The 19,709-nt window shown below is 42.6% G+C and carries 13 protein-coding genes; 9 read left to right on the top strand and 4 right to left on the bottom strand.

Going from position 1 to position 19,709, the window contains the following annotated elements:
* Positions 1–6: 6 nt before the first annotated feature.
* Both MKY19_RS19810 and MKY19_RS19805 read left to right on the top strand, forming a co-directional pair.
* The gene (locus MKY19_RS19810; protein WP_339797126.1) at positions 7–765 is read left to right on the top strand and encodes a DUF6063 family protein; all 759 of its coding nucleotides are present in this window, start codon (positions 7–9) and stop codon (positions 763–765) included.
* Positions 743–5,233 carry a hypothetical protein gene (locus MKY19_RS19805; protein ID WP_339797124.1) on the top strand — a complete coding sequence of 1,497 codons (4,491 nt, stop codon included), beginning with the start codon at positions 743–745 and terminating at the stop codon, positions 5,231–5,233. The genes MKY19_RS19810 and MKY19_RS19805 overlap by 23 nt, the downstream gene beginning before the upstream one ends.
* Positions 5,234–5,404: 171 nt before the next feature.
* Here the strand turns inward: MKY19_RS19805 and MKY19_RS19800 are convergent, their stop codons facing one another.
* The 3 genes from MKY19_RS19800 to MKY19_RS19790 form a co-directional block, all read right to left on the bottom strand.
* On the bottom strand, positions 5,405–6,292 hold the full coding sequence (locus MKY19_RS19800; protein ID WP_339797122.1) for a DMT family transporter: 888 nt from the start codon (positions 6,290–6,292) through the stop codon (positions 5,405–5,407).
* Positions 6,289–7,140 carry an AraC family transcriptional regulator gene (locus MKY19_RS19795; protein WP_339797120.1) on the bottom strand — a complete coding sequence of 284 codons (852 nt, stop codon included), beginning with the start codon at positions 7,138–7,140 and terminating at the stop codon, positions 6,289–6,291. The genes MKY19_RS19800 and MKY19_RS19795 overlap by 4 nt, the downstream gene beginning before the upstream one ends.
* 92 nt (positions 7,141–7,232) lie before the next feature.
* Positions 7,233–8,696 (bottom strand): ATP-binding protein, encoded by a 1,464-nt coding sequence (locus tag MKY19_RS19790; RefSeq protein ID WP_339797118.1) that lies wholly within the window; start codon positions 8,694–8,696, stop codon positions 7,233–7,235.
* A 205-nt stretch (positions 8,697–8,901) separates the two neighbouring features.
* On the opposite strand from MKY19_RS19790, the gene MKY19_RS19785 reads away from it, so the two are divergent.
* Both MKY19_RS19785 and MKY19_RS19780 read left to right on the top strand, forming a co-directional pair.
* Positions 8,902–9,624 (top strand): MOSC domain-containing protein, encoded by a 723-nt coding sequence (locus MKY19_RS19785; protein ID WP_339797116.1) that lies wholly within the window; start codon positions 8,902–8,904, stop codon positions 9,622–9,624.
* 83 nt (positions 9,625–9,707) lie between these two features.
* The gene (locus MKY19_RS19780) at positions 9,708–11,777 is read left to right on the top strand and encodes a serine hydrolase domain-containing protein (protein WP_339797114.1); all 2,070 of its coding nucleotides are present in this window, start codon (positions 9,708–9,710) and stop codon (positions 11,775–11,777) included.
* Between the two features lie 95 nt (positions 11,778–11,872).
* Here the strand turns inward: MKY19_RS19780 and MKY19_RS19775 are convergent, their stop codons facing one another.
* Positions 11,873–12,304, bottom strand: coding sequence for a flavodoxin domain-containing protein (locus tag MKY19_RS19775; protein WP_339242364.1), 432 nt, complete (start codon positions 12,302–12,304; stop codon positions 11,873–11,875).
* A gap of 412 nt (positions 12,305–12,716) precedes the next feature.
* Here MKY19_RS19775 and MKY19_RS19770 point away from each other — a divergent pair, with 412 nt between their 5' ends.
* The 5 genes from MKY19_RS19770 to MKY19_RS19750 all read left to right on the top strand — a co-directional run bounded on the left by MKY19_RS19770 (position 12,717) and on the right by MKY19_RS19750 (position 19,655).
* The gene (locus MKY19_RS19770) at positions 12,717–13,058 is read left to right on the top strand and encodes a DUF4181 domain-containing protein (protein WP_339797112.1); all 342 of its coding nucleotides are present in this window, start codon (positions 12,717–12,719) and stop codon (positions 13,056–13,058) included.
* 228 nt (positions 13,059–13,286) lie between these two features.
* Positions 13,287–14,192 (top strand): phosphatase PAP2 family protein, encoded by a 906-nt coding sequence (locus tag MKY19_RS19765; protein ID WP_339797110.1) that lies wholly within the window; start codon positions 13,287–13,289, stop codon positions 14,190–14,192.
* An 84-nt stretch (positions 14,193–14,276) separates the two neighbouring features.
* A complete protein-coding gene (locus MKY19_RS19760) occupies positions 14,277–15,632 on the top strand; it encodes an MFS transporter (protein WP_076286555.1) in 1,356 nt (451 codons plus the stop codon).
* A 33-nt stretch (positions 15,633–15,665) separates the two neighbouring features.
* Positions 15,666–17,930: a glycoside hydrolase family 3 C-terminal domain-containing protein gene (locus MKY19_RS19755; protein ID WP_339797107.1), complete on the top strand. Its 2,265-nt coding sequence runs from the start codon at positions 15,666–15,668 to the stop codon at positions 17,928–17,930.
* A 24-nt stretch (positions 17,931–17,954) separates the two neighbouring features.
* A complete protein-coding gene (locus MKY19_RS19750) occupies positions 17,955–19,655 on the top strand; it encodes a glycoside hydrolase family 3 N-terminal domain-containing protein (RefSeq protein WP_339797105.1) in 1,701 nt (566 codons plus the stop codon).
* Positions 19,656–19,709 lie beyond the last annotated feature (54 nt).

Below are 19,709 nucleotides of genomic sequence, written 5' to 3'. Positions count from 1 at the left end.
ACAAGCATGAGTTATACATTAGAACAGGTACAGCAAGCTTCACGGCTATTTTTTGAATTACTTCGTAAAAAAGTAATTCCTCTCGATGATCCTGCGGCGGCAGAATGCATGCAGGACGCTGGAACATATGATGCGCTTCAATATGTTGCCAAGGAGGCAGGCTGCCGAGTGATGAATTCCGGACAACGTCTCCATCTGCTCGTCAATCCACTCGGGTCAGTGTTCGCCACCAACTTTACCCAGTTGAAGAATAAATATTCACGAATTGAGCGCAAAACTCATTTACATATCATTAATATTATCATCCTTGTTTTTCTGGCCGAGATGGACCAGGACGAGACTCATTTTAAGTCCGGACAGGACAGTATGTCCTATATACAGATATCCGATCAGGTGTCTTCACTTTTTCAAGCTTGGATACAGATGGATGATGAAGGTCAGTTTAGCCAGCAGTGGCGGTTGGATATCCAAGCGATGTCGAAGGTGTGGACTAACCTTTATATGCAAACTAAGAGTCAGGAAGAGAGCGATCTTCTAACAAGAGGCGCAGGCTCACGAATTGGGCTGATTCATGAAGGCATGAAGCTCCTGGAAGAGGAGAAGCTCGTGTTCATCTCAGAGTCAGAGAAGCGCATATTCCCGCGGGAAGAGCTTTATGAGAGAATGCGGTATTTATATCATGATGTTGACCGGTATCAGGAATTAAAGAAACTCATTGGACGAACTTTAGCTGAGAAAGACGGTGCTACTAATGCCGCGGATTGAACGCATACGGATTACAGGACTTAAATACGAGAAAATGCTCAAGAAATATGATGATATGATTCTGGACCTCTGCAACGAAGAGGGGCCGGCCAATACCCTTATAACGCTTATGAATGGCGGCGGGAAGGGCGTACTGCTGCAATCTATATTTCAGTTATTAATGCCCAAAACGCCATGGGGAAAAGACAGTGAGAACCAGGTTGAAGCATTTTTTCATAACCATAAAAAACAACTTAAACCTTACACCTTTCACGTAGCTATCGAATGGCATCTCGACAACAGTGAGCGTAATGAGTACATGACGACTGGTATTGCTATGACAGCACATAATTCGCTGGATCAGCAGGACATAAAAGTAGATTACTTACTGTACGCACTTACAGATTACGGTGAAGCATCTGAACTTACCCTTTCTACGTTGCCTCTCTTTGATGAAGAGTCTGCTGAACCTACGAGTTTTGAAACGATACAGCAATTTATACGAGATCGGCGGGGAGAAATTGTACCTTTCGGTAGCCATAGCTCGGATTTAAAAAGATATTATGATTTCCTGGCTACTCGGGATATTCATATCGCCGAGTGGCGTAATATGAGGCGAATCAATGGGGAAGAGGGCGGTATTAAAGGTTATTTTAAAAAGAATGATGCCTTTACCAACCATAACTTATTCGAAAAGTTAATTATCCCTGAGATCGGCTCCAGTCTGAATGAGGGACCAAAAGAAGAAGACAATACGCTGCAGCGGATGTTTATTGACACGGCGACAGTAGCTCAACGCCTACCGATGCTTGAACAACGGGAACAAGTCTACACAGAGTTTCTTGGCATGGCTGCGCCATTATATGAGCTGGTGAAGCTAGGAGTTGAAGCAGAGAACGCCGTTCAAGAAACTGAACTGCGTGGACGTCAGATCTATACGGTTATCTATGAAGAGCAGAAAAATGCAGAAGAAGCGCGAAGTAAGGTTGCTAATGAACTGGCTGGGCGTTATCAGGAAGCGAAGCAATTGCGATTTGAGACAGACAATCTCAAGTATTTGCGCAGCAAGGAAGAACTGGAGCTAAAACAGGAAGAGTTCAAAAAGCTCAGTGATGATCAGGGACGTGCACGTGGGCGGCTGGACCATTCCAAGGCTCAGGAGAAAAAGCTAGAAGTGGCTCATTTCTTGGCTAAGCGTATGCTCCACACACGACAAATAGAGCAGTGGCAGAAAGAAATTCAAGCCATCGAAGGTTCCTTAGAGATGAAAGAACGTCAAGAGGTCATTCTGGCGGCTAAAGAAAAGCTTCGGAAACAGTGGGATGTGGTGTTTAACCTCTGGCAACAAACGATCAGTGGGTTTGGAACCGCGGAGCGGGCTCTGACGAGTGAAGAAAAAGGTCTGCGCAAGGAGCGGGAGAGCTTTCTGCTGGAGTTAGCAGGTCTGGATATTCAGATTAATGAATTGACGTTATCTATCCGGCAATATACAGAAGAGCTTGGCACATTCGCAGCCCAGCATGGTCAAGAAGCTGCCCATACTCCGGTGGCGGCGCTTCAACGTACGATTTCTGCTGCCAAAACGATACTTCTGGATATGGAAGCGTTAGAGGAACAGCATAAAGAGGCTGAGAACCGAAAGCTGGTACTGCATAAGAATCATGCCGAGCTCAGTGAGAAACATCGCTCTTATGAACGAGAGATTGATGAGCTTGGGGTACAGCTCGATTCTCAGACCTATAAAGAATCACAGTTATGGTCACAAATCGTTGTGCTGCTGGAAATGTTTGATGAACATAATCGTTTGGGAGCTACTGGTCTTTTTGAAGAGAAGGATACGATTCAACTACGATTTATCCGAAAAATGGATGAAGTGGAGCAGCAGACAAAACGTTCCAGACGAGAGTACTACAATCAGCTTATGGACGTGGAACTTCAGAACCAATCCTACTGGCTGCCGAATTCAGATATTCTCGCGGTCAAGGATACACTCGATTCGCTCAAGATTCAATCTACACCGGGTAGTTCCTATCTAAATGATCGTCCATACCTTGAACGTGAGGAAGAACTAGAGCGCTATCCACTCCTTCCTTATAGTCTGATTGTTACCCGGCGCGAAGCTGATAAAATTAAACCGGATTTGCTGAAGGACACACTGCTGAAATCAGCGGTGCCTATCTTTATCCGTGAAGAGATGGTAGCTTCAGATCCAGTATCTTTTAAGCTTCTAGCTAACCAAGGCCCACAAATGGTACTGGAGCCAGATCGGTTCTTAAACTTTAAGAGCGGTATTCAGGCGAAGCTTAAGGAGCAAGAACAAGTGCTTCAGGACGCGGAGGCTTATTTATCGAAGTTGAAATCTGTGCGTCAGGAATATGAGCGATTATATCAAACAGAGAACACTGTGACGATTACAGCCAAACGCAATACCCTTATGAAACTGCAAAGTGAACTTCAGCAGCGCATTATCAGTCTGAGCAGCGAGATTAATGAGAACGAGAGTACGCTTGCTCGGATCGGTCGGGAACTTATCGAGAATAAGGTGCTTAGTGCAGAGCATGAGCAGAGAGCAGCAGCGTTGCAAGGTTGGATTGAACGTTCGAAGAAACATGAGCAGGATCAAAAGGAGAAGAAAAAGTATACAGATCGTAAGAGTCTAGTGAGCAAAGAGCTTGCGAGTAAGGACCAGCAGCTCGAGCATCTTGAAGCGCAAATGGTAAGCCTTGGCGGAGAGCGTGAGAAATGGATGGGAGATGCCAAGTATGCTCTATTTCCTAGACTGCAGCATTGGTTCCCTGAAATTGTATTTCCGACATATCATCAGCTTTCGGATGATATGGAACCCACACCAATAGATCCCGTAGAGCAGAACCTTCTGTTGCAGCAGCTCAGTACCGTTGAAAGTCTGCAGCAATCGCTGACGGAGAATGAGCTTGAAATTCGAACAAGAGCCGCCCAGATCAAAGCGGCTAGCGAGAATCAAACGGAGCTTGAAGTCAGCCTGAATCAAGTTGATGTGGATTGGCGGAAGGTGGCAGAACCTGCTGAATCTACCGAATCCATTATGGCTGCAAGAAACCGTCAAAAGTCGGAAACCTCTTCGTTAGAAGAAGACTATCAGATTGTTCACGACTCTTTCATCCGTTGCCAGACCGAGTTGGACAATTTGCAGAAGGAACTGCGCAAGGTAGAAAAAGGAATCAAAGAGAAACACGAGCGTGCCGTGGAGATTTGGAATGAGCCACTCGAGCAAAAAGAGACTGACATTCAAGAGCGTTTCCAAGAGAATGAGCACATGCTTAATCAGTGTAAGCGATCTTTGGAACGAATGGATGCACTCATTCAGACGTTATCCAATCAAATCAAAATCATGAATGCACATATTGAGGAACGGGTCAATTTACGGACTGTGCCAGAAGAATTAATGCTGAGTGTTAGAGAAAGCTGCGAGTCTCTCGTTGCTGACTGGCTTCTTCGGATTAAGGATAGCCGGGTTAGACGGGATGAGGTCTCCAGGAAAGTGAAGGAAGAGAAAAACTCATTAACCGGAAAACTTGCCAAGAATGAACGGAATTCTGAACTGGAGACCAAGATTCTGGATCGTTTAAATACGGTGCATTGGGATAACTTTGCTATTGCTCAGCAAGTCCTAGATTCGATGTTACGTAGTTCACGTGATCAGATTGAGAGTATTCAAAACGATAAGGAAGATATGGATCAGTCCCGTAAGATGTGGGTAGCCCGGGCTTCTTATCGTGTAGTACAAATCATTGATATTATGAAGCGAATGGAACGACGGATGATTATTCATAATGAGAATAATTATGCCTTCCCGCTGGTACGACTGAATTATAAGAATATCAATGTACCGAGAGCAAGCGATGAAGTAGAGCCGATGGTGAGCGACTATTTCAATCGATGTATCCAGGAACTGCTTGCAAAATATCCAAAGATTGAACAAGTGCCAGCAGTGGTAATCAAAGAGGTTATTAATGATGGACGAATCGTCTATGCGGCACTTCAGAATCGCTTCCCGATTCTTCAGGTATATAAACCGGTAACGGAGAATTACTTCCTCTATGCCGCTCCGGAAGACTATCATTATTCCGACTGGGAGATCATCAATCGCGGTGCGCTGGATGAGGCTGTCGGCAGTGGTGGACAGCGTCAATCTGTACAGCTGTTGGTAGCCATGATGATCATGACGCATAAACGAGTGAATCGTGAGAACAAGGGATGGACGGTCTTTTTATATGACAATCCTTTTGGAGAAATGGTATCTAATAATGTGCTTGATCCCGTATTTGAAATTTCTAAGGCTCTTAAATTTCAGTGGCTGATTGTAACGCCACCGGAGCTAGTGAAGAATGACGTTAGCGTTCGCTTTGGTGTATACTGGCAGCTCTATTTCGGAGGTGTGAAAGGGGACATGCTAGAATCCACTCTAGTCAAGGGAGGAAGAAAGCTCATTCCTGTTTCGCTTTTTTGATCAGCAGCGTTTACCAGAGACCATAATGAAAAGGGAGTACCGAAGTGGCATTAAGCTACTCCGGTACTCCCCTTTTTTCGCGTTTAGGATGAATTAGGGAAATTGTCCCTAATTAGTTTTTTGATCCGCTCCATATATTAGATTCTTATTTTAATCTTAGGAGATGAATGATTATTTAGGTTTGCGTTCAGAAATATATGAGCCGGTTAGCGTCAAGAAGGTTCCCAGCAAAGTTGCCCAGGTGATCTTTTCATTCAGGATAAGGGCAGAGGCTGCCACCGTAACTACAGGCACAATATATATGTACACACTTGTTTTTACTGCTCCTAAGATTCCTACAGCCCGATTCCAGGTGACAAAACATAACGCTGAGGCTCCCAGTCCTAAAAAGAGGATGTTAGTAATATTTTGGGTGTCTTTGAATCTACTTAGATCCAAATGAAAATCAAAGATAAATAAAGCTGGCAGCATAAATAGGATTCCATAAAAAAACACTTTACGGGTAGCCCCAATCGTATGAACCTGTAAATCGCTTATTTTTCGCATTAATACAGAGTAAATGGCCCAAACCATAGGGGCTATGAAAGCCAAGAGGTCTCCGATCGGGTTCAGTTTTAGAAGAAAACTTCCATTTAGCCCGATTAAAATAATTCCAGACAGCGCAATTACAAATCCTAATATAAACTGACGATGAAATTTCTCTTCCTCCAAAAAGAAGTGAGCAATCACTGCTGTGAAGAATGGAGCAATTGAGACAATCACGCCTACATTGGAAGCAAGGGTGTAGACTAGGGCAATATTCTCTAGAAGAAAATATAAAGTAATTCCACATAATCCTGCTGAAATAAATAGTAATTCTTCCTTAAAGGATTTCGTTCGCACTGGACGTGAATAGATCAGTAACAATACAAAGTAACCCAAAAGAAAGCGGAAGAACAGGATTTCAACAGGTGTAAAATCCGTTAATAGTATTTTTGAAGAGATAAAGGTCGTTCCCCAGATGATAATTGTAATTAGTGCCAGCAGATGTCCCGTATGGGTCTTGCGTTGATCCATCATATCATGCGATCCGTTGATCGCGTTTGTCCCGGCAGCTGAATAAATATACGCATATATTGCTTAGGGGTTAAGCCAATCAATTTTTTGAAAAAATTTGTGAAATGGCTCTGATCGCTGAATCCGGTTAGTGAGGCCACTTCTATGGGGAGTACTCCTTGTTCTAAAAGTCGCTTGGCCTGATTAATCCGAATGGTTTCCAAGTATCGATAAGGAGATATCCCTTTTTGTCTGGTAAATAAACGCAGTAAATGATATTTGCTTAAGCTTGTCAATTCACTTAATTGATTGAGGGTAATATTCTGCGCATAATGAGTCTCTATGTATTCGCAAATGGTTTTGATTTCAGAGGTAAGGTCTTGTGAAGAATAGAAGGGCTCTGCATCGGAATATTCCCTCAGAAGCTGCTCCAGGAGAAACAGAAACAATTCTTCTTTTTGAAAATCAGTTTGATCCTCTAATATCATTTGATGTAGATCGTGTAATGAGGTTGCTAGTTCACTTTGGTAAAGCGCATTATGTGTGAACCGAGGCAAGTAGTCCATGCCGGTAATTTCAAACACATACTTACGCATTATCTCAGGCTGAATATTGAAGGCGCGGTAATCAAAAGAGTTTCCGTCCATCGGTTCACAGGTGTGGGTATCGTGCGGATTAAAGATGATAACATCTCCGCTGTTAAGGATATGTTCTTCATTGTTACAAATCATAAGTCTTTTGCCTTGTTCAATAAAACCTATAACGTAATAGTCATGAAAATGGTTAGGGAATTTCTGCATGATCCCTTCAAAGCGATACGCCTCAAAATTCAAGCCGCTATCGAAGACGATGGTCCGAACTTCACGAGTCACTGCTGCACCTTCTTTTCCAGTTATGTATAAGCATTATAATGTGAAAATCAGGTGCATTCTTGCACGATGTTGCGATTCCGGAACTTCTTATGTTATATGACAGCTTCCTCTGGCTCTAAAATTTTTGGAATGGTTACCGTAAATGTAGTGCCTTGCTCAGGAACACTTTCTACAGTGATCGCTCCGCCATGATTATGTACAATATTCTGCGTGATCATAAATCCAAGGCCTGTTCCTGTTTCTTTTGTCGTATAAAATGGTTTACCAAGTGCTTTAATCTGTTCCTCTGTCATCCCGCAACCTTCATCTTGCACGCTGATTCGGGCTTCGCTTTCATTTGTAAGCACATGAATATATATGTTTCCTCCACTATTCATGGCTTCCATCGCATTTTTAAGTAAATTAATAAATACCTGTTTCAGCTGATAAGCCTCACCATGGACCCATATGGAGTGATCTGTACAGACAGGGAGGATCTGAAGGTTTTTCAGTGCAGCTTGTCCATTCATTAGTGTGGTGACTTGTTCTAGTAAAGATAATAAATCCACTGGTTTACTGACATGCGTCGTTTGTGGCTTGGATAAAACCAGTAGCTCGTTGACGATAAATTCGATGCGTTTCAATTCTGACTCAATAATGAAAAAATATTTATCATTCATGCGCTCGGAAGAGCGAAGCAGCTTCATAAAGCCGTTAATGGCGGTAAGCGGATTTCTGATTTCATGAGCGATTCCAGCTGCTAATTGCCCTGCGGTAGATAATTTCTCGGATTGGATTAGCCGTTCTTCTTCCAGCATTTGCTGAGAGACATCTTTAAATATTCCGATAAATGCCATGTTTCCATTGAAGATAATCGGTAATGTGAATCCATCCACAAATTTCTGCTGACCATTTAAGCAATTAATTAAGTAGCAAACAGAGCCAATCGTGTCACCACTATAATATCTTTCCCTTCGTTCTTGGAGGATTGCATGATTGGTAAGGTCTACAATATTAGTAGTGGATGTACCCATCAATTGATTCAGGCTCTCCGCATGGATTAACTGTAAGCCCGCTGAATTCACATACTGAATAATCCCTTTTGCTGTAATAACAACGGTCAGAGGTAATCCCTCCAGGAGTTGCAGGAATGATTTATCTTTTTCTAGTAGACTGCTTTCCGCTTCTTGCAGCTGAGTTTCTATATGCCTGATCAAGGTCTTGTTCTCAAATTGAGTAAAATAATATAGGGGTGCACCATTAGCATCCGAAACGATAGATATGGAGATCTCTATTGATAACAGCTGTCCGGTTGGTAGGTAGTAGTCCTGTTGGAATCGATGCGGATGGATGTTCATAGAGGAAAGAGACCTTCCAAGCTCAGCAATTTCATGGATCTGACTTAGAAGGGTTCGGACGGATGGTGAAGGTGTTATTAACTCGTTATGATCATATCCCAATAGGGTACTTAGGGCTGAATTCCATTTTAGGAACGTTCCATCTAACGAAACTAGAGCCATTCCAATTACAGCATGTGTAAAAGAAAAATCAAAACTTTGGAATTCATTGGACCGCACTGCTATTCACCTCTCATATTCTTTCCACTATATGTAATAGTCATAGTATAAAACATATAATCAAATAAAATATATAAATTTTTATATGATCGAGAATCGTTCGAAATAGCTATGTGTTGTTGTGAAAAAAAGGGTGCAAGAGTCAAACGATTTCAGTTAGAATTAAAGGATATGTTGTATTTTTAGAAAGTGGAGGTGTTGTGCCGTGCAATCAATCGTTGGTGAAATCAGAGAAATTAATCGCTATCCAGTCAAGTCATTTGCAGGTGAACGATTGGAAACCTGTGTAATAGAACCGTATGGAATGTTAGGGGATCGCTTCTGTGCCTTTTATGATGAGTCAAAAGAGGGCTGGTGGCGGTATTTTACGGCTAGAAATAATCCTAAAATGCTGACCTACCAAGCGCAATTTATCAATGGAGAAATTCATGTAAGGGCTTCGGATGGACGAACCTTTGGGTGGGATGAGCATTTATTGGAAGAAATCCAAAGCCAAACTAAAACGCGAATTACCATGTCTAGTATAAAAGCTTCACATCCACAGCCAGAGCACCCGCAATTGTTATCGGTGGATGGCGCCAGTATTTTACTCATTACGGATGCTAGTTTGAAGAAGCTAGAGGCTGCGTGGGGACATACCTTAGATCAGCGCCGGTTTCGTGGGAACTTTGTTATAGCTCTACGCGATGAATCTCTTTTCGAAGGGGATTGGATCGGCCGGCAGCTCTCCATAGGAGATGTTCAGCTACAGGTAGATAGTTTTTGTGAGAGATGTATGGTTATCACGATGGACCCGGATAGTCAGGAAAGAGACCCTAAGTTATTGAAAAAACTAAACCAAGAGTTTGAACTACACTTCGGAGTGTACGCTTCTGTAGTTAAGACAGGGGAAATCAGAATCGGAGACAAAGTAGAATTAATGGATTAGATAATGATATAAACGTCCTTTACATTCTCATATGGATAATTTACCCTTTAAAGGAATGGAAAATTCATAGCGGGAGGGAATGTATGAAGAAGAAAATAATATCCCTGTTGATGGTATCTTTACTTTTAGTAGTGTATCTTCCTACGAATGCATTAGCAGCGGATAGCAGCAAAACGCAAACATATGTGAACACTCAGAAGCTCGCGGCAGAGAAAGCAGCATTCTTAACGGAAAAGATAGGAACGACAAGTCTCCAATATGCTCTTATCGATGGCGATAATATCGTTATGAGCGGCACAGCTGGATACAGCCATGTGGAGAGCAAAACAGCACCAAGCACTACAACGATGTATGGAATTGGCTCGACGAGTAAAATGTATACGACCGCTTCTATTATGAAGCTCGTTGATCAAGGAAAGGTAGATTTGGATGCACCTGTCGTATCGTATCTGAATAATTTTACGATGGAAGATTCACGCTATAAGCAAATCACCGTACGAATGCTGCTGAATCATTCATCAGGTCTTGGGGGTTCGAACTTATCAAACTCTTTCTTATTCAATGATTCTGATTCTATCGCCAAAGATAATTTGCTAGCGACTTTGACAACTCAACGCCTAAAGGCAGATCCAGGAGCCTACTCAGTATATTGTAATGATGGATTTACGCTGGCGGAGTTGATTGTTGAGAAAGTTAGTGGAATGGACTTCACTACATTCATCCATCAGAATTTTACAGGTCCTTTAGGGCTTGGGCATACGAAAACGCCAGTAGATTCTGTGGATTCTAGACAGCTGGCAAGTGTATACAATGCTACCTACCCTGCCGCTTTACCCCAAGAGACGATTAACGTGATTGGAACAGGGGGCATCTATTCTACGGCTGAAGATTTGGTGCGATTTGCAACTATTTTCACTGGAGGATCGAAAGAACTTCTGTCAGAAAAATCAGTAAAAGCGATGGAGCAAGAGGAGTACAAGCGTGGAATGTGGCCAAAAGGAAAAGATAATTCGTTTGCGTATGGATTGGGCTGGGACAGTGTAAATTTATATCCATTCAATCAGTACGAGATCAAAGCTCTGACAAAGGGTGGGGATACAACTCTGTATCATACTTCACTTGTTGTATTGCCTGATCAGCAGATGGCAGCAGCTGTGGTATCTTCTGGTGGGGATAGCACAACCGATCAGATGCTTGCTAACGAAATATTGCTCAGTGCGCTACAAGAAAAGGGAGTTATCAAGGAATTAAAACCTACACCTACCTTTAAAGCTTCGAACAAAGAGGTTATGCCGCAGGAATTGCTGGATTATGCGGGTGTCTATGCGGATTCTACACAACTGATGAAGATAGAGATTAGTAAAGCTGGGGAATTGAGTGTATCTTCGATTATGGCACCTACATTTCCAGGTCAGAAATTTTCGTATAATACAAACGGTGAATTCTTAGATGCAACGGGTACTAATAAAGTCAGCTTTGTGAAGGAAAGCAATGGACGTGTCTACCTTTGGATTCAAGGGTATGGGGTCATTCCAGGGCTTGGTGAGACTGCTCTTTCTCAATATTCAGCTGAAAAGCTAGAGGCAAACGCTTTATCCAATGAGGTCTTGTCAGCTTGGCAGCAGCGTCAAGGGAAATTGTATTTTGATGTCAGCGAGAAGTATAGCTCACAATTTTACATGAGTATGCCAGTAGCTGGAATTGCTATGTTCCCTGATGCACCGGGCTATATGGGCTCAAATAAAATAACTGGGCCGAATAAAGCTGAAATGACCGTGCAAATTCCAACTTTAGGTGGGCGCGATCTTGCGGATATTGTTTTTGAAAATAAAGAGGGCGTGGAGTATCTCAAGATTGGAAACCAATTATTTATAACGCAGGATGCCATTAAACCTATCTATGCCGGCCCGCAATCATTGGTGACCATTCAAGCAGATGGATATGCGAGATGGTATGAAGTACCTGAGACAGCATCAGGCAAGTTGATGACAGTAGGGCTACCACCTAAAGGTTCCTTTGCTGTCTATGATGCGAATGGTGTGTGTGTGAATTTCTCTACTGTCAGTGGTCTTACGCAAGTTAAACTTCCGAGTAACGGGAAGATTGTATTTGTAAGCGATGTGGGTGCGAAGTTTGAATTGACAATCAAGTAGTAATAAACCATTTAAGTATATTTTATTAAAAAAGATCCTGTTATCCAGATAATATATCTGGATAACAGGATTTTTATTAGAAAATTCTATATTCCCTATTTAAAATTCTTAGAAAACTCTTTTATTTTATCTACAAAAATCCCCTTGAGCTGATCAGTACCTTCTTTGGGAGCCTTATAGGCTTTATAACCGCCAAAGGATTCGATGCAAACCGCAGCTTGTTTTAGATCATCCGGAAAATTCTTCTCAATTAACTCCTCCGTAGTCTTTGGTTTTTCGTTACAAATATAGTAGCCCATCTTCTTATTTAGTAACTCATCTTTATTTTTTTTGATAAAATCACGAATCGCTTTATATATTTTCTCGTCTCTTACTCCAGCACCTAAAATAATGCTATCAAATGCCTCAAGACTTGGCTTCTCTATTTCAATATTACAGATCTTACTCTGAGGAAGCTCTTCTGATAATACCTTTGCGCATTGCTCTGTTGCCCCTGATTTTGTAGCGTATAGAATAAGTACTGCCATTGTGGTCCCTCTTTTCAGTTTAAATTGTTCAGGTTTCAAAATACCCTCGCAAATCGAATATCTTGATAATCGAGATATTATCTATACTATCGAAAATGCAGATCTTTTGTCAAGTTAGCAATAAGTTCTCATGCGTTAATCAAACACCCTTATTATGGTATCATAGGGATAATTACGCTATCACTAACTAAATCTTTTAAGAATCAAACGATAAAGAGGGGAGTGGAGATAAGTTGAGTATTATCGTAATGCTAGTCATCTATTTTTTGCTTGGAGTATTCGTGATTAAATTAGGCATCGATAACTCTAGAAGTACGCAAATATCTAAAGAATTATTAAATGAGTTAAGAGAAATCAAAGAACTAATGATAAGAAATAAATATGAATAACTTCTTAGAAGGAGGCAACAGGATTGATTATTCCATTTTTATTATTAATTATTGCTTTTTCTGGTTTTTTTCTAAGGATATGGATTGTTGGCCCGGATAAAGAAAAACTTTCTGACGACGGTAATGAGCTAAATATAAAAGGTAAATTAATACTCGGACTTATTGGATTAATTTCGGTAATTGTCATAATGATAGCTGATGGCGTACAGGGGATAGGAATGAAGTGGTTTTGGATTGTATTCATAATTATTTCCCTAGGATTTCAGTCATTTATTGATTGGAAATTTTTAAAGCATACGAAACAACATATCGTCTCACTGATTTTGTTAGTTGAAGGTGTGGTGTTAGTTTATTTCCTTTTCTAATCGTTTGTACCATAAAGCCTAATCTCCTGTCAGCGTGCACAAGGGATTAGGCTTTTTTGCTTATTGTAGGATAAACGATCCTTTTGATGTATTGATCACTTTTTCACATAAGAGGAGGGTTAAAATCTACCCTAGTTTTAGTTATTATTCGCCTATCCGAATTCATGAATGGAGCTTTATAATCTCAAATGTAAGCGTTTCCTAAATGACTATAAAGGGGATGAGGAGATGACGACAAAAGGGACAAAACGTTTTATATGGGGATTTCTTATAGTATGGGTCATGTTAATGACGATCTTTACGTTTAATGATCTGAATCTATCCAAAGCTCTGTATAACGAACATGAATCGCGGTTTGGTTGGTTTTTTGAGGTATATGGAGAACATCCAGCTTTTCTAGTGTTATTCGCAGCTGGGAGTATTCTATTTAGTACGGTTAGAAATGAACGGTTGATAAAGAAGATTATGGTCCGTCTGGTGTCCGGATTATTCATCCTACTTAGTGGATTTGGTATTATAACGATTACTTTAACTCGTGGGTATGGGCTGGATGGAGATCATGTTATGATCAACAGTTTAATTATAACCGTACTATTTGCAACGTTGTGTCAATGGCTATTGAACCTTATAGCTGTTCAAACGCTAAGACAGTATAATCGTGCTGCTTGGGCAGCTATCGTGATCGTATTCGCGGAGATTCTGCTTGTAAATGTCCTCAAAATCTTTTGGGGCAGGATGCGTTTTCGTAATATGGAGGGCGATTATTCTCTATTTACAAGCTGGTTTCTCCCCCAAGGCATTCAAGAGAACGGCGTCACAACGGAAGCATACAAATCCTTTCCTTCGGGTCACTCTGCCAATGGCTGGACCATGATGCTGTGGATGATGTTTATGCCTTTCGCTAATAAATGGCGCAATATCATGCTTGTCTGTGCGGTAGTGTGGGGAATCAGCACCTCGACTAGCCGCGTCATTATGGGAGATCATTTTGCAACGGATGTATTATTTGGAGCATTTATTACAATTACTTGTATGCTGCTGTTCTGTAAGCTCTTTAATGTTGATCTGTATCCTAATAGTCAACATACCGCTACCGCTCTGTTAAAAGATAAAAATGCCCCCTATTTTCGTTAAAATACGGACAGTTTAAAAGAATCAGCTTCAGTACAATGCAATTAAGAAAGCGCTAACAAAATGCGGCGCAGGGGAGATGGTAGTATGAATGAAAATCAAATGCCATGGAGAGAGCGAATCAGTTATGGGCTAGGGGATACCGCGTCAAATCTGATATTCCAGATGACAACACTTTACCTCATGTACTTCTATACGGATGTGTTTGGTCTGAACCCTGGTGCAGTAGCTGTGGTATTTCTTGTTGCACGGGTAATCGACGCGATCGTCGAGCCGTTCATTGGTGTCATGATTGACCGCACGCAAACAAAGTGGGGGAAATGCAGACCCTATTTTCTTTGGCTTGCTGTTCCTTTCAGCTTGACTGCAGTACTTATGTTTTTGACGCCGGATTTTGGTGATACGGGCAAACTTGTATACGCATACATTTCGTACACCGTGCTCGGTATTATGTATTCAGGTATTAATCTACCACTGTCTGCAATCCTGCCAAGTCTGACTAGTAATTCTAATGAACGTACAGTGATCAATACGGTTCGTATGATATTCGCCGTAATTGGGGTTGTTACAGTTAGTGCTGGAACGATGCCGCTTGTGAAAGCTTTTGGTGGTGGCGATCAAGCAAAGGGTTTTCTGGTCACCATGATCTTGTTCTCAAGCATTGCACTGCTGCTGTTTCTAAACATGTTTGCGAACACTAAAGAACGCGTAAAAGCCATTGATGAAAAACCGCTTCCGATGCGAGAAGGTGTTAAAGCGCTCAAAGGCAATGTACCTTGGTTGATCATGCTTCTGATGAGCTTGTTCCTGTGGATCACAACATCGATACAAGGACAGACCAGCATTTATTATATGACCTATTATATGAAAAAGCCTGAACTGATTCCTATCGTGAATTCGATGCAATTGTTGATGATATTTTCGATGGTGATCGCTCCTTTTGTAGTGAAGAAAATTGGGAAAAGGAACACAATTATTATGGGATCAGTGGTTTCTATCATTGGCTACCTTATTGCAATTACTGGGGGGAATGCCCTTTCTGTTCCGGTGCTGTTGGCAGGGCTTCTTATAAGCGGGCTTGGCATGGGAGTAGGAGCAGGTCTGATTTTTGCAATGATGGCCGACACGGTTGATTATGGGGAGTGGAAATCAGGTGTTCGGGCACAAGGCCTACTTTATTCAGCTGCTAGTTTTGGGGTTAAGGTGGGGATGGGACTCGGTGGAGCACTTGGTGGGGTGATATTGTCGATGGGTGGTTATGTAGCTAACTCCACGGCGCAGTCAGAATCCGCATTAGCTGCGATTTCATTTAACTATTTGTGGGCACCGATTATTGGCCAAATTATTATGATTACTTTGCTGTTGTTCTATCGTCTTGACAAGGATCAACCCGTTATGATGCGTGAACTCGAGGAACGTCGCAATTCTTCTATCGCTATGTAAAGAAACTAGTCATTCATAAGGAGTGAAATGAACATGGTACCTAACATTCAAGAAATTATTGCACAAATGACTTTAGAGGAAAAAGCAGGTCTTTGCTCAGGACTAGATTTCTGGCAGACAAAAGCCGTCGAACGACTAGGTATTCCATCCATCATGATGACAGATGGTCCACATGGTCTGCGTAAGCAAAAAGCTGGGAATGATCATTTGGGTATATTCGATAGTGTCCCTTCTACTTGTTTTCCGGCAGGAGCTGGAATGGCTTGCTCTTGGGACCGGGAGCTAATCAAGCAGGTAGGCGCAGCCATTGGGGAAGAGTGTCAGGCAGAAGATGTCTCTATTTTACTGGGGCCTGGAGCTAATATTAAACGTTCACCCTTATGCGGCCGCAATTTTGAATATTTCTCTGAAGATCCGTATTTATCCTCCGAGATGGCAATAGGCCATATCGAAGGCGTTCAGAGCCAAGGCGTAGGAACTTCGTTAAAACACTTTGCTGCAAATAATCAAGAGCATCGGCGTATGTCTGTAGATGCAATTGTAGATGAGCGTACACTAAGGGAAATCTATTTGGCGAGCTTCGAAAGCGTTGTGAAAAAAGCGCAGCCATGGACCGTTATGTGCTCCTACAATCAGGTGAACGGTGAGTATGCTTCAGAGAATCCGTATTTACTCACGGATATATTAAAAGAAGAATGGGGACATGAAGGGTTCGTAGTTTCTGACTGGGGTGCGGTGAATGAGCGAGCTAAAGGCTTAGCTGCAGGTTTGGAGCTAGAAATGCCGTCAAGTAATGGTGCCGGTGATCAGAAGATTATCGATGCGGTTCAGAGCGGAACATTATCTGAAGCAGCACTGGATCGTGCGGTGGGTCGCTTGCTTTCTATTATTTTCAAAGCTGTTGAGAATGACAAAGAAAATGCTTCTTATGATACTGAGGCACATCACCAATTAGCTAGAGTTGCTGCCAGAGAAAGTATGGTGCTACTCAAAAATGAGGATGGGTTGCTTCCTCTGAAACGTGAGGGCTCCTATGCCGTGATCGGTGATTTCGCCCGTAATCCACGGTATCAAGGTGGTGGAAGCTCACATATCAAGCCAACTAGGTTGGATGATATATATTACAGCCTTCTAGAAGAAGCGGGTTCATATGCGAAATTGAGTTATTCTCAAGGTTACGTTTCTGATAGCGATGAGCCGAGTCTGGAACTTATTGGGCAAGCCATAGAAGCCGCTGCACAAGCGGATACGGCGATTGTGTTCGTCGGATTGCCAGAGCGCTATGAGTCTGAAGGCTACGACCGGACTCATCTTCGTATTCCAGAGAGTCAGGTCCGCTTGATCGAAGCAGTCGCTGATGTTCAGCCTAACACTGTCGTTGTGCTGAGTAACGGATCGGCCATTGAAATGCCTTGGATCAGCAACGTCAAAGCTGTGCTTGAGGGTTATCTAGGTGGGCAAGCGCTTGGTGGTGCCATCTCCGATCTGTTATTCGGAAACGTAAGCCCATCAGGTAAGCTGGCAGAGACCTTCCCTTTACAGCTGGAACATAATCCTTCCTACTTAAATTTCCCTGGCGAAGGAGATACTGTTGAATACAAGGAAGGATTGTTCGTAGGATACCGCTACTATGATGCTAAGTGGATAACACCTTTATTCCCGTTTGGATATGGTCTCAGCTATACAACATTTGCATACTCTGATCTTTCGGTAAGTTCGCACTCTTTGAAAGATACTGACACGCTGCAAGTAAGCGTGAAGGTTACCAATACTGGCGCTATGCAAGGCAAAGAAGTAGTACAGCTATATGTAAAAGACGTACTCAGTAATGTGGTGCGGCCAGAGAAGGAGTTAAAGGGCTTCGCGAAAGTAGATCTGCAGCCTGGGGAAACGAAGCAGGTAAGCTTTACGCTTGATAGCAGAGCGTTTGCTTATTATAACGTGAAGCTGAAAGATTGGCATGTGGAAACCGGTGAATTTGAAGTTTTGGTGGGAGCTTCCTCCCAAGAGATCCTGCTTGTTGAGTCTGTGGTTGTTGAATCAACTGTATCCCTCGCTAAATCCTATACCCGTAATTCAACTATAGGTGATCTTATGGGAGATCCACAGGCTGCTGCTATTATTCAAGCCATGCTGTCACAAGCTGGTGAGATGATGCCCATGCTTCAGGATGGCTCGGATATGATGATCGAGATGATGCGCAACATGCCGATTCGTGCAATGGTTATGTTCAGTCAAGGTGCTATGACGGAACAAGGGTTAGATGAGCTGATTAATCTATTGAATTCCAATAAATAAATCTGGGAGAGTGAGATAAAAGACATGATAGATTTGAAAGCTAAACCGTTTCATCTAGATGATGAGGGGATTAAATGGGTGGAACAAACCTTAGCCTCTCTGGATTTGGCGGGCAAGGTCGGGCAGTTATTTTGCCCGATCGGGTTCACCGATGATAAGACGCAGCTGGCACTTTTGACACAAGGGATTAAGATTGGCGGGATTATGTTCCGTCCCGGCCCAGGAGAGATGGTGCAAGAAACACATCGCTACTTACAGGATACATCGGATATTCCGCTGCTAATTGCAGCTAATCTTGAAGCAGGAGGTAATGGTTCTGCGGCAGAGGGTACTTTCTTCGGTAAGCAGCTGCAAGTGGCGGCGACGGATAATACCGAAATGGCTCGTAAACTTGGTATCATTGCCGCGCGGGAGGGTGGTGCTGTAGGCTGTAACTGGGCTTTCGCACCCATTCTCGATATCGACTATAATTTCCGTAATCCGATAACCAATGTTAGAACATTCGGTTCTGATCCGCAGAGAGTAGCTCGCATGAGCAAGGCGTACACCGAAGCGATTCAAGAGCATGGCATGGCCGTATCTATTAAACACTTCCCTGGGGATGGCGTTGACGAAAGGGACCAGCATTTGTTGACCTCTATTAACTCACTTTCAGTGGAAGAGTGGGATGCTACCTTTGGGAAGGTATACGCGGATTGTATAGAAGCTGGCGCACATACGGTTATGGTAGGGCATATCGCTCATCCCGCCTATTCCAGAGAATTACGTCCGGGGATTACAGATTTGGAGATTATGCCTGCAACGTTAGCTCCTGAGCTTTTAAATGATTTATTGCGTAACAAGCTCGGCTTTAATGGATTAATTACTACAGATGCTACGCCAATGGCGGGATTCACAATGGCAATGAAGCGGGAGCTAGCGGTTCCGACATCCATCGCTGCGGGTTGTGATATGTTCCTCTTTAACAAGAGTTTAGAAGAAGACTTTGCCTATATGATGAAAGGAATTGAGACCGGCATTCTGACGGAGGAGCGCGTGAACGAAGCAGTGACTCGTATTCTTGCAGTGAAAGCTGCGCTGGGACTTCATAAGAAGAAACAACAAGGCACGCTCGTTCCAGAAAAAGAAGCCCTTGCCGTCCTTGCTTGCGAAGAGCATGTGCGTTGGGCTCAGGAATGTGCAGATGAGTCAGTAACATTAGTGAAGGATACACAGGAGATGCTCCCCATTAGTCCTGAGAGTCACAAACGTCTACTTGTATTCACACTAGGAGGCGAGGAAGGTTTATTCGGAGGGGCAGATATTGCACCGTACTTCATTTCCAAGCTAAAAGAGGAAGGATTCGAGGTAACGCTCTTTAATAAGAGTGAAGTTGATTTCAGTGCCATGTTCGGAGGTGTAAAAGCGTTAACGGATCACTATGATGCTGCGGTCTATATCTCAAATCTGGAGACCCATAGTAATCAAACCGTTGTACGGATTAATTGGGCACCTCCATTTGGGGCAGACATGCCATGGTTTATTCAAGAAATGCCAACGATGTTCATTTCTGTAGCCAATCCTTATCATTTGATCGACGTCCCGCGTATACCAACGTTCATTAATGCCTATTCACCAAGTAATTATGTGGTAGATGCACTGATTGAGAAGCTTGTGGGGCGTTCCTCCTTTAAAGGAGTTAATCCTGTGGATCCGTTTTGTGGCTATTGGGATACACAACTATAATTAGAATTCATAGAGATCTGTAATAGTATCAAGCGATTGAATAGGATAGTTCTA

It is taken from the genome of Paenibacillus sp. FSL R5-0744 (genome assembly GCF_037972555.1).
Classification (GTDB): Bacteria; Bacillota; Bacilli; order Paenibacillales; family Paenibacillaceae; genus Paenibacillus_AQ.
This window is presented reverse-complemented; position numbering and strand designations above follow the sequence as displayed.

Excerpts from the sequence above, each read along its gene's own strand:
- MKY19_RS19810 (WP_339797126.1), top strand. The coding sequence starts at position 7 with ATGAGTTATACATTAGAACAGGTACAGCAAGCTTCACGGCTATTTTTT.
- MKY19_RS19800 (WP_339797122.1), bottom strand. The coding sequence starts at position 6,292 with ATGATGGATCAACGCAAGACCCATACGGGACATCTGCTGGCACTAATT.
- MKY19_RS19780 (WP_339797114.1), top strand. The coding sequence starts at position 9,708 with ATGAAGAAGAAAATAATATCCCTGTTGATGGTATCTTTACTTTTAGTA.
- MKY19_RS19775 (WP_339242364.1), bottom strand. The coding sequence starts at position 12,304 with ATGGCAGTACTTATTCTATACGCTACAAAATCAGGGGCAACAGAGCAA.
- MKY19_RS19765 (WP_339797110.1), top strand. The coding sequence starts at position 13,287 with ATGACGACAAAAGGGACAAAACGTTTTATATGGGGATTTCTTATAGTA.
- MKY19_RS19760 (WP_076286555.1), top strand. The coding sequence starts at position 14,277 with ATGAATGAAAATCAAATGCCATGGAGAGAGCGAATCAGTTATGGGCTA.
- MKY19_RS19755 (WP_339797107.1), top strand. The coding sequence starts at position 15,666 with ATGGTACCTAACATTCAAGAAATTATTGCACAAATGACTTTAGAGGAA.
- MKY19_RS19750 (WP_339797105.1), top strand. The coding sequence starts at position 17,955 with ATGATAGATTTGAAAGCTAAACCGTTTCATCTAGATGATGAGGGGATT.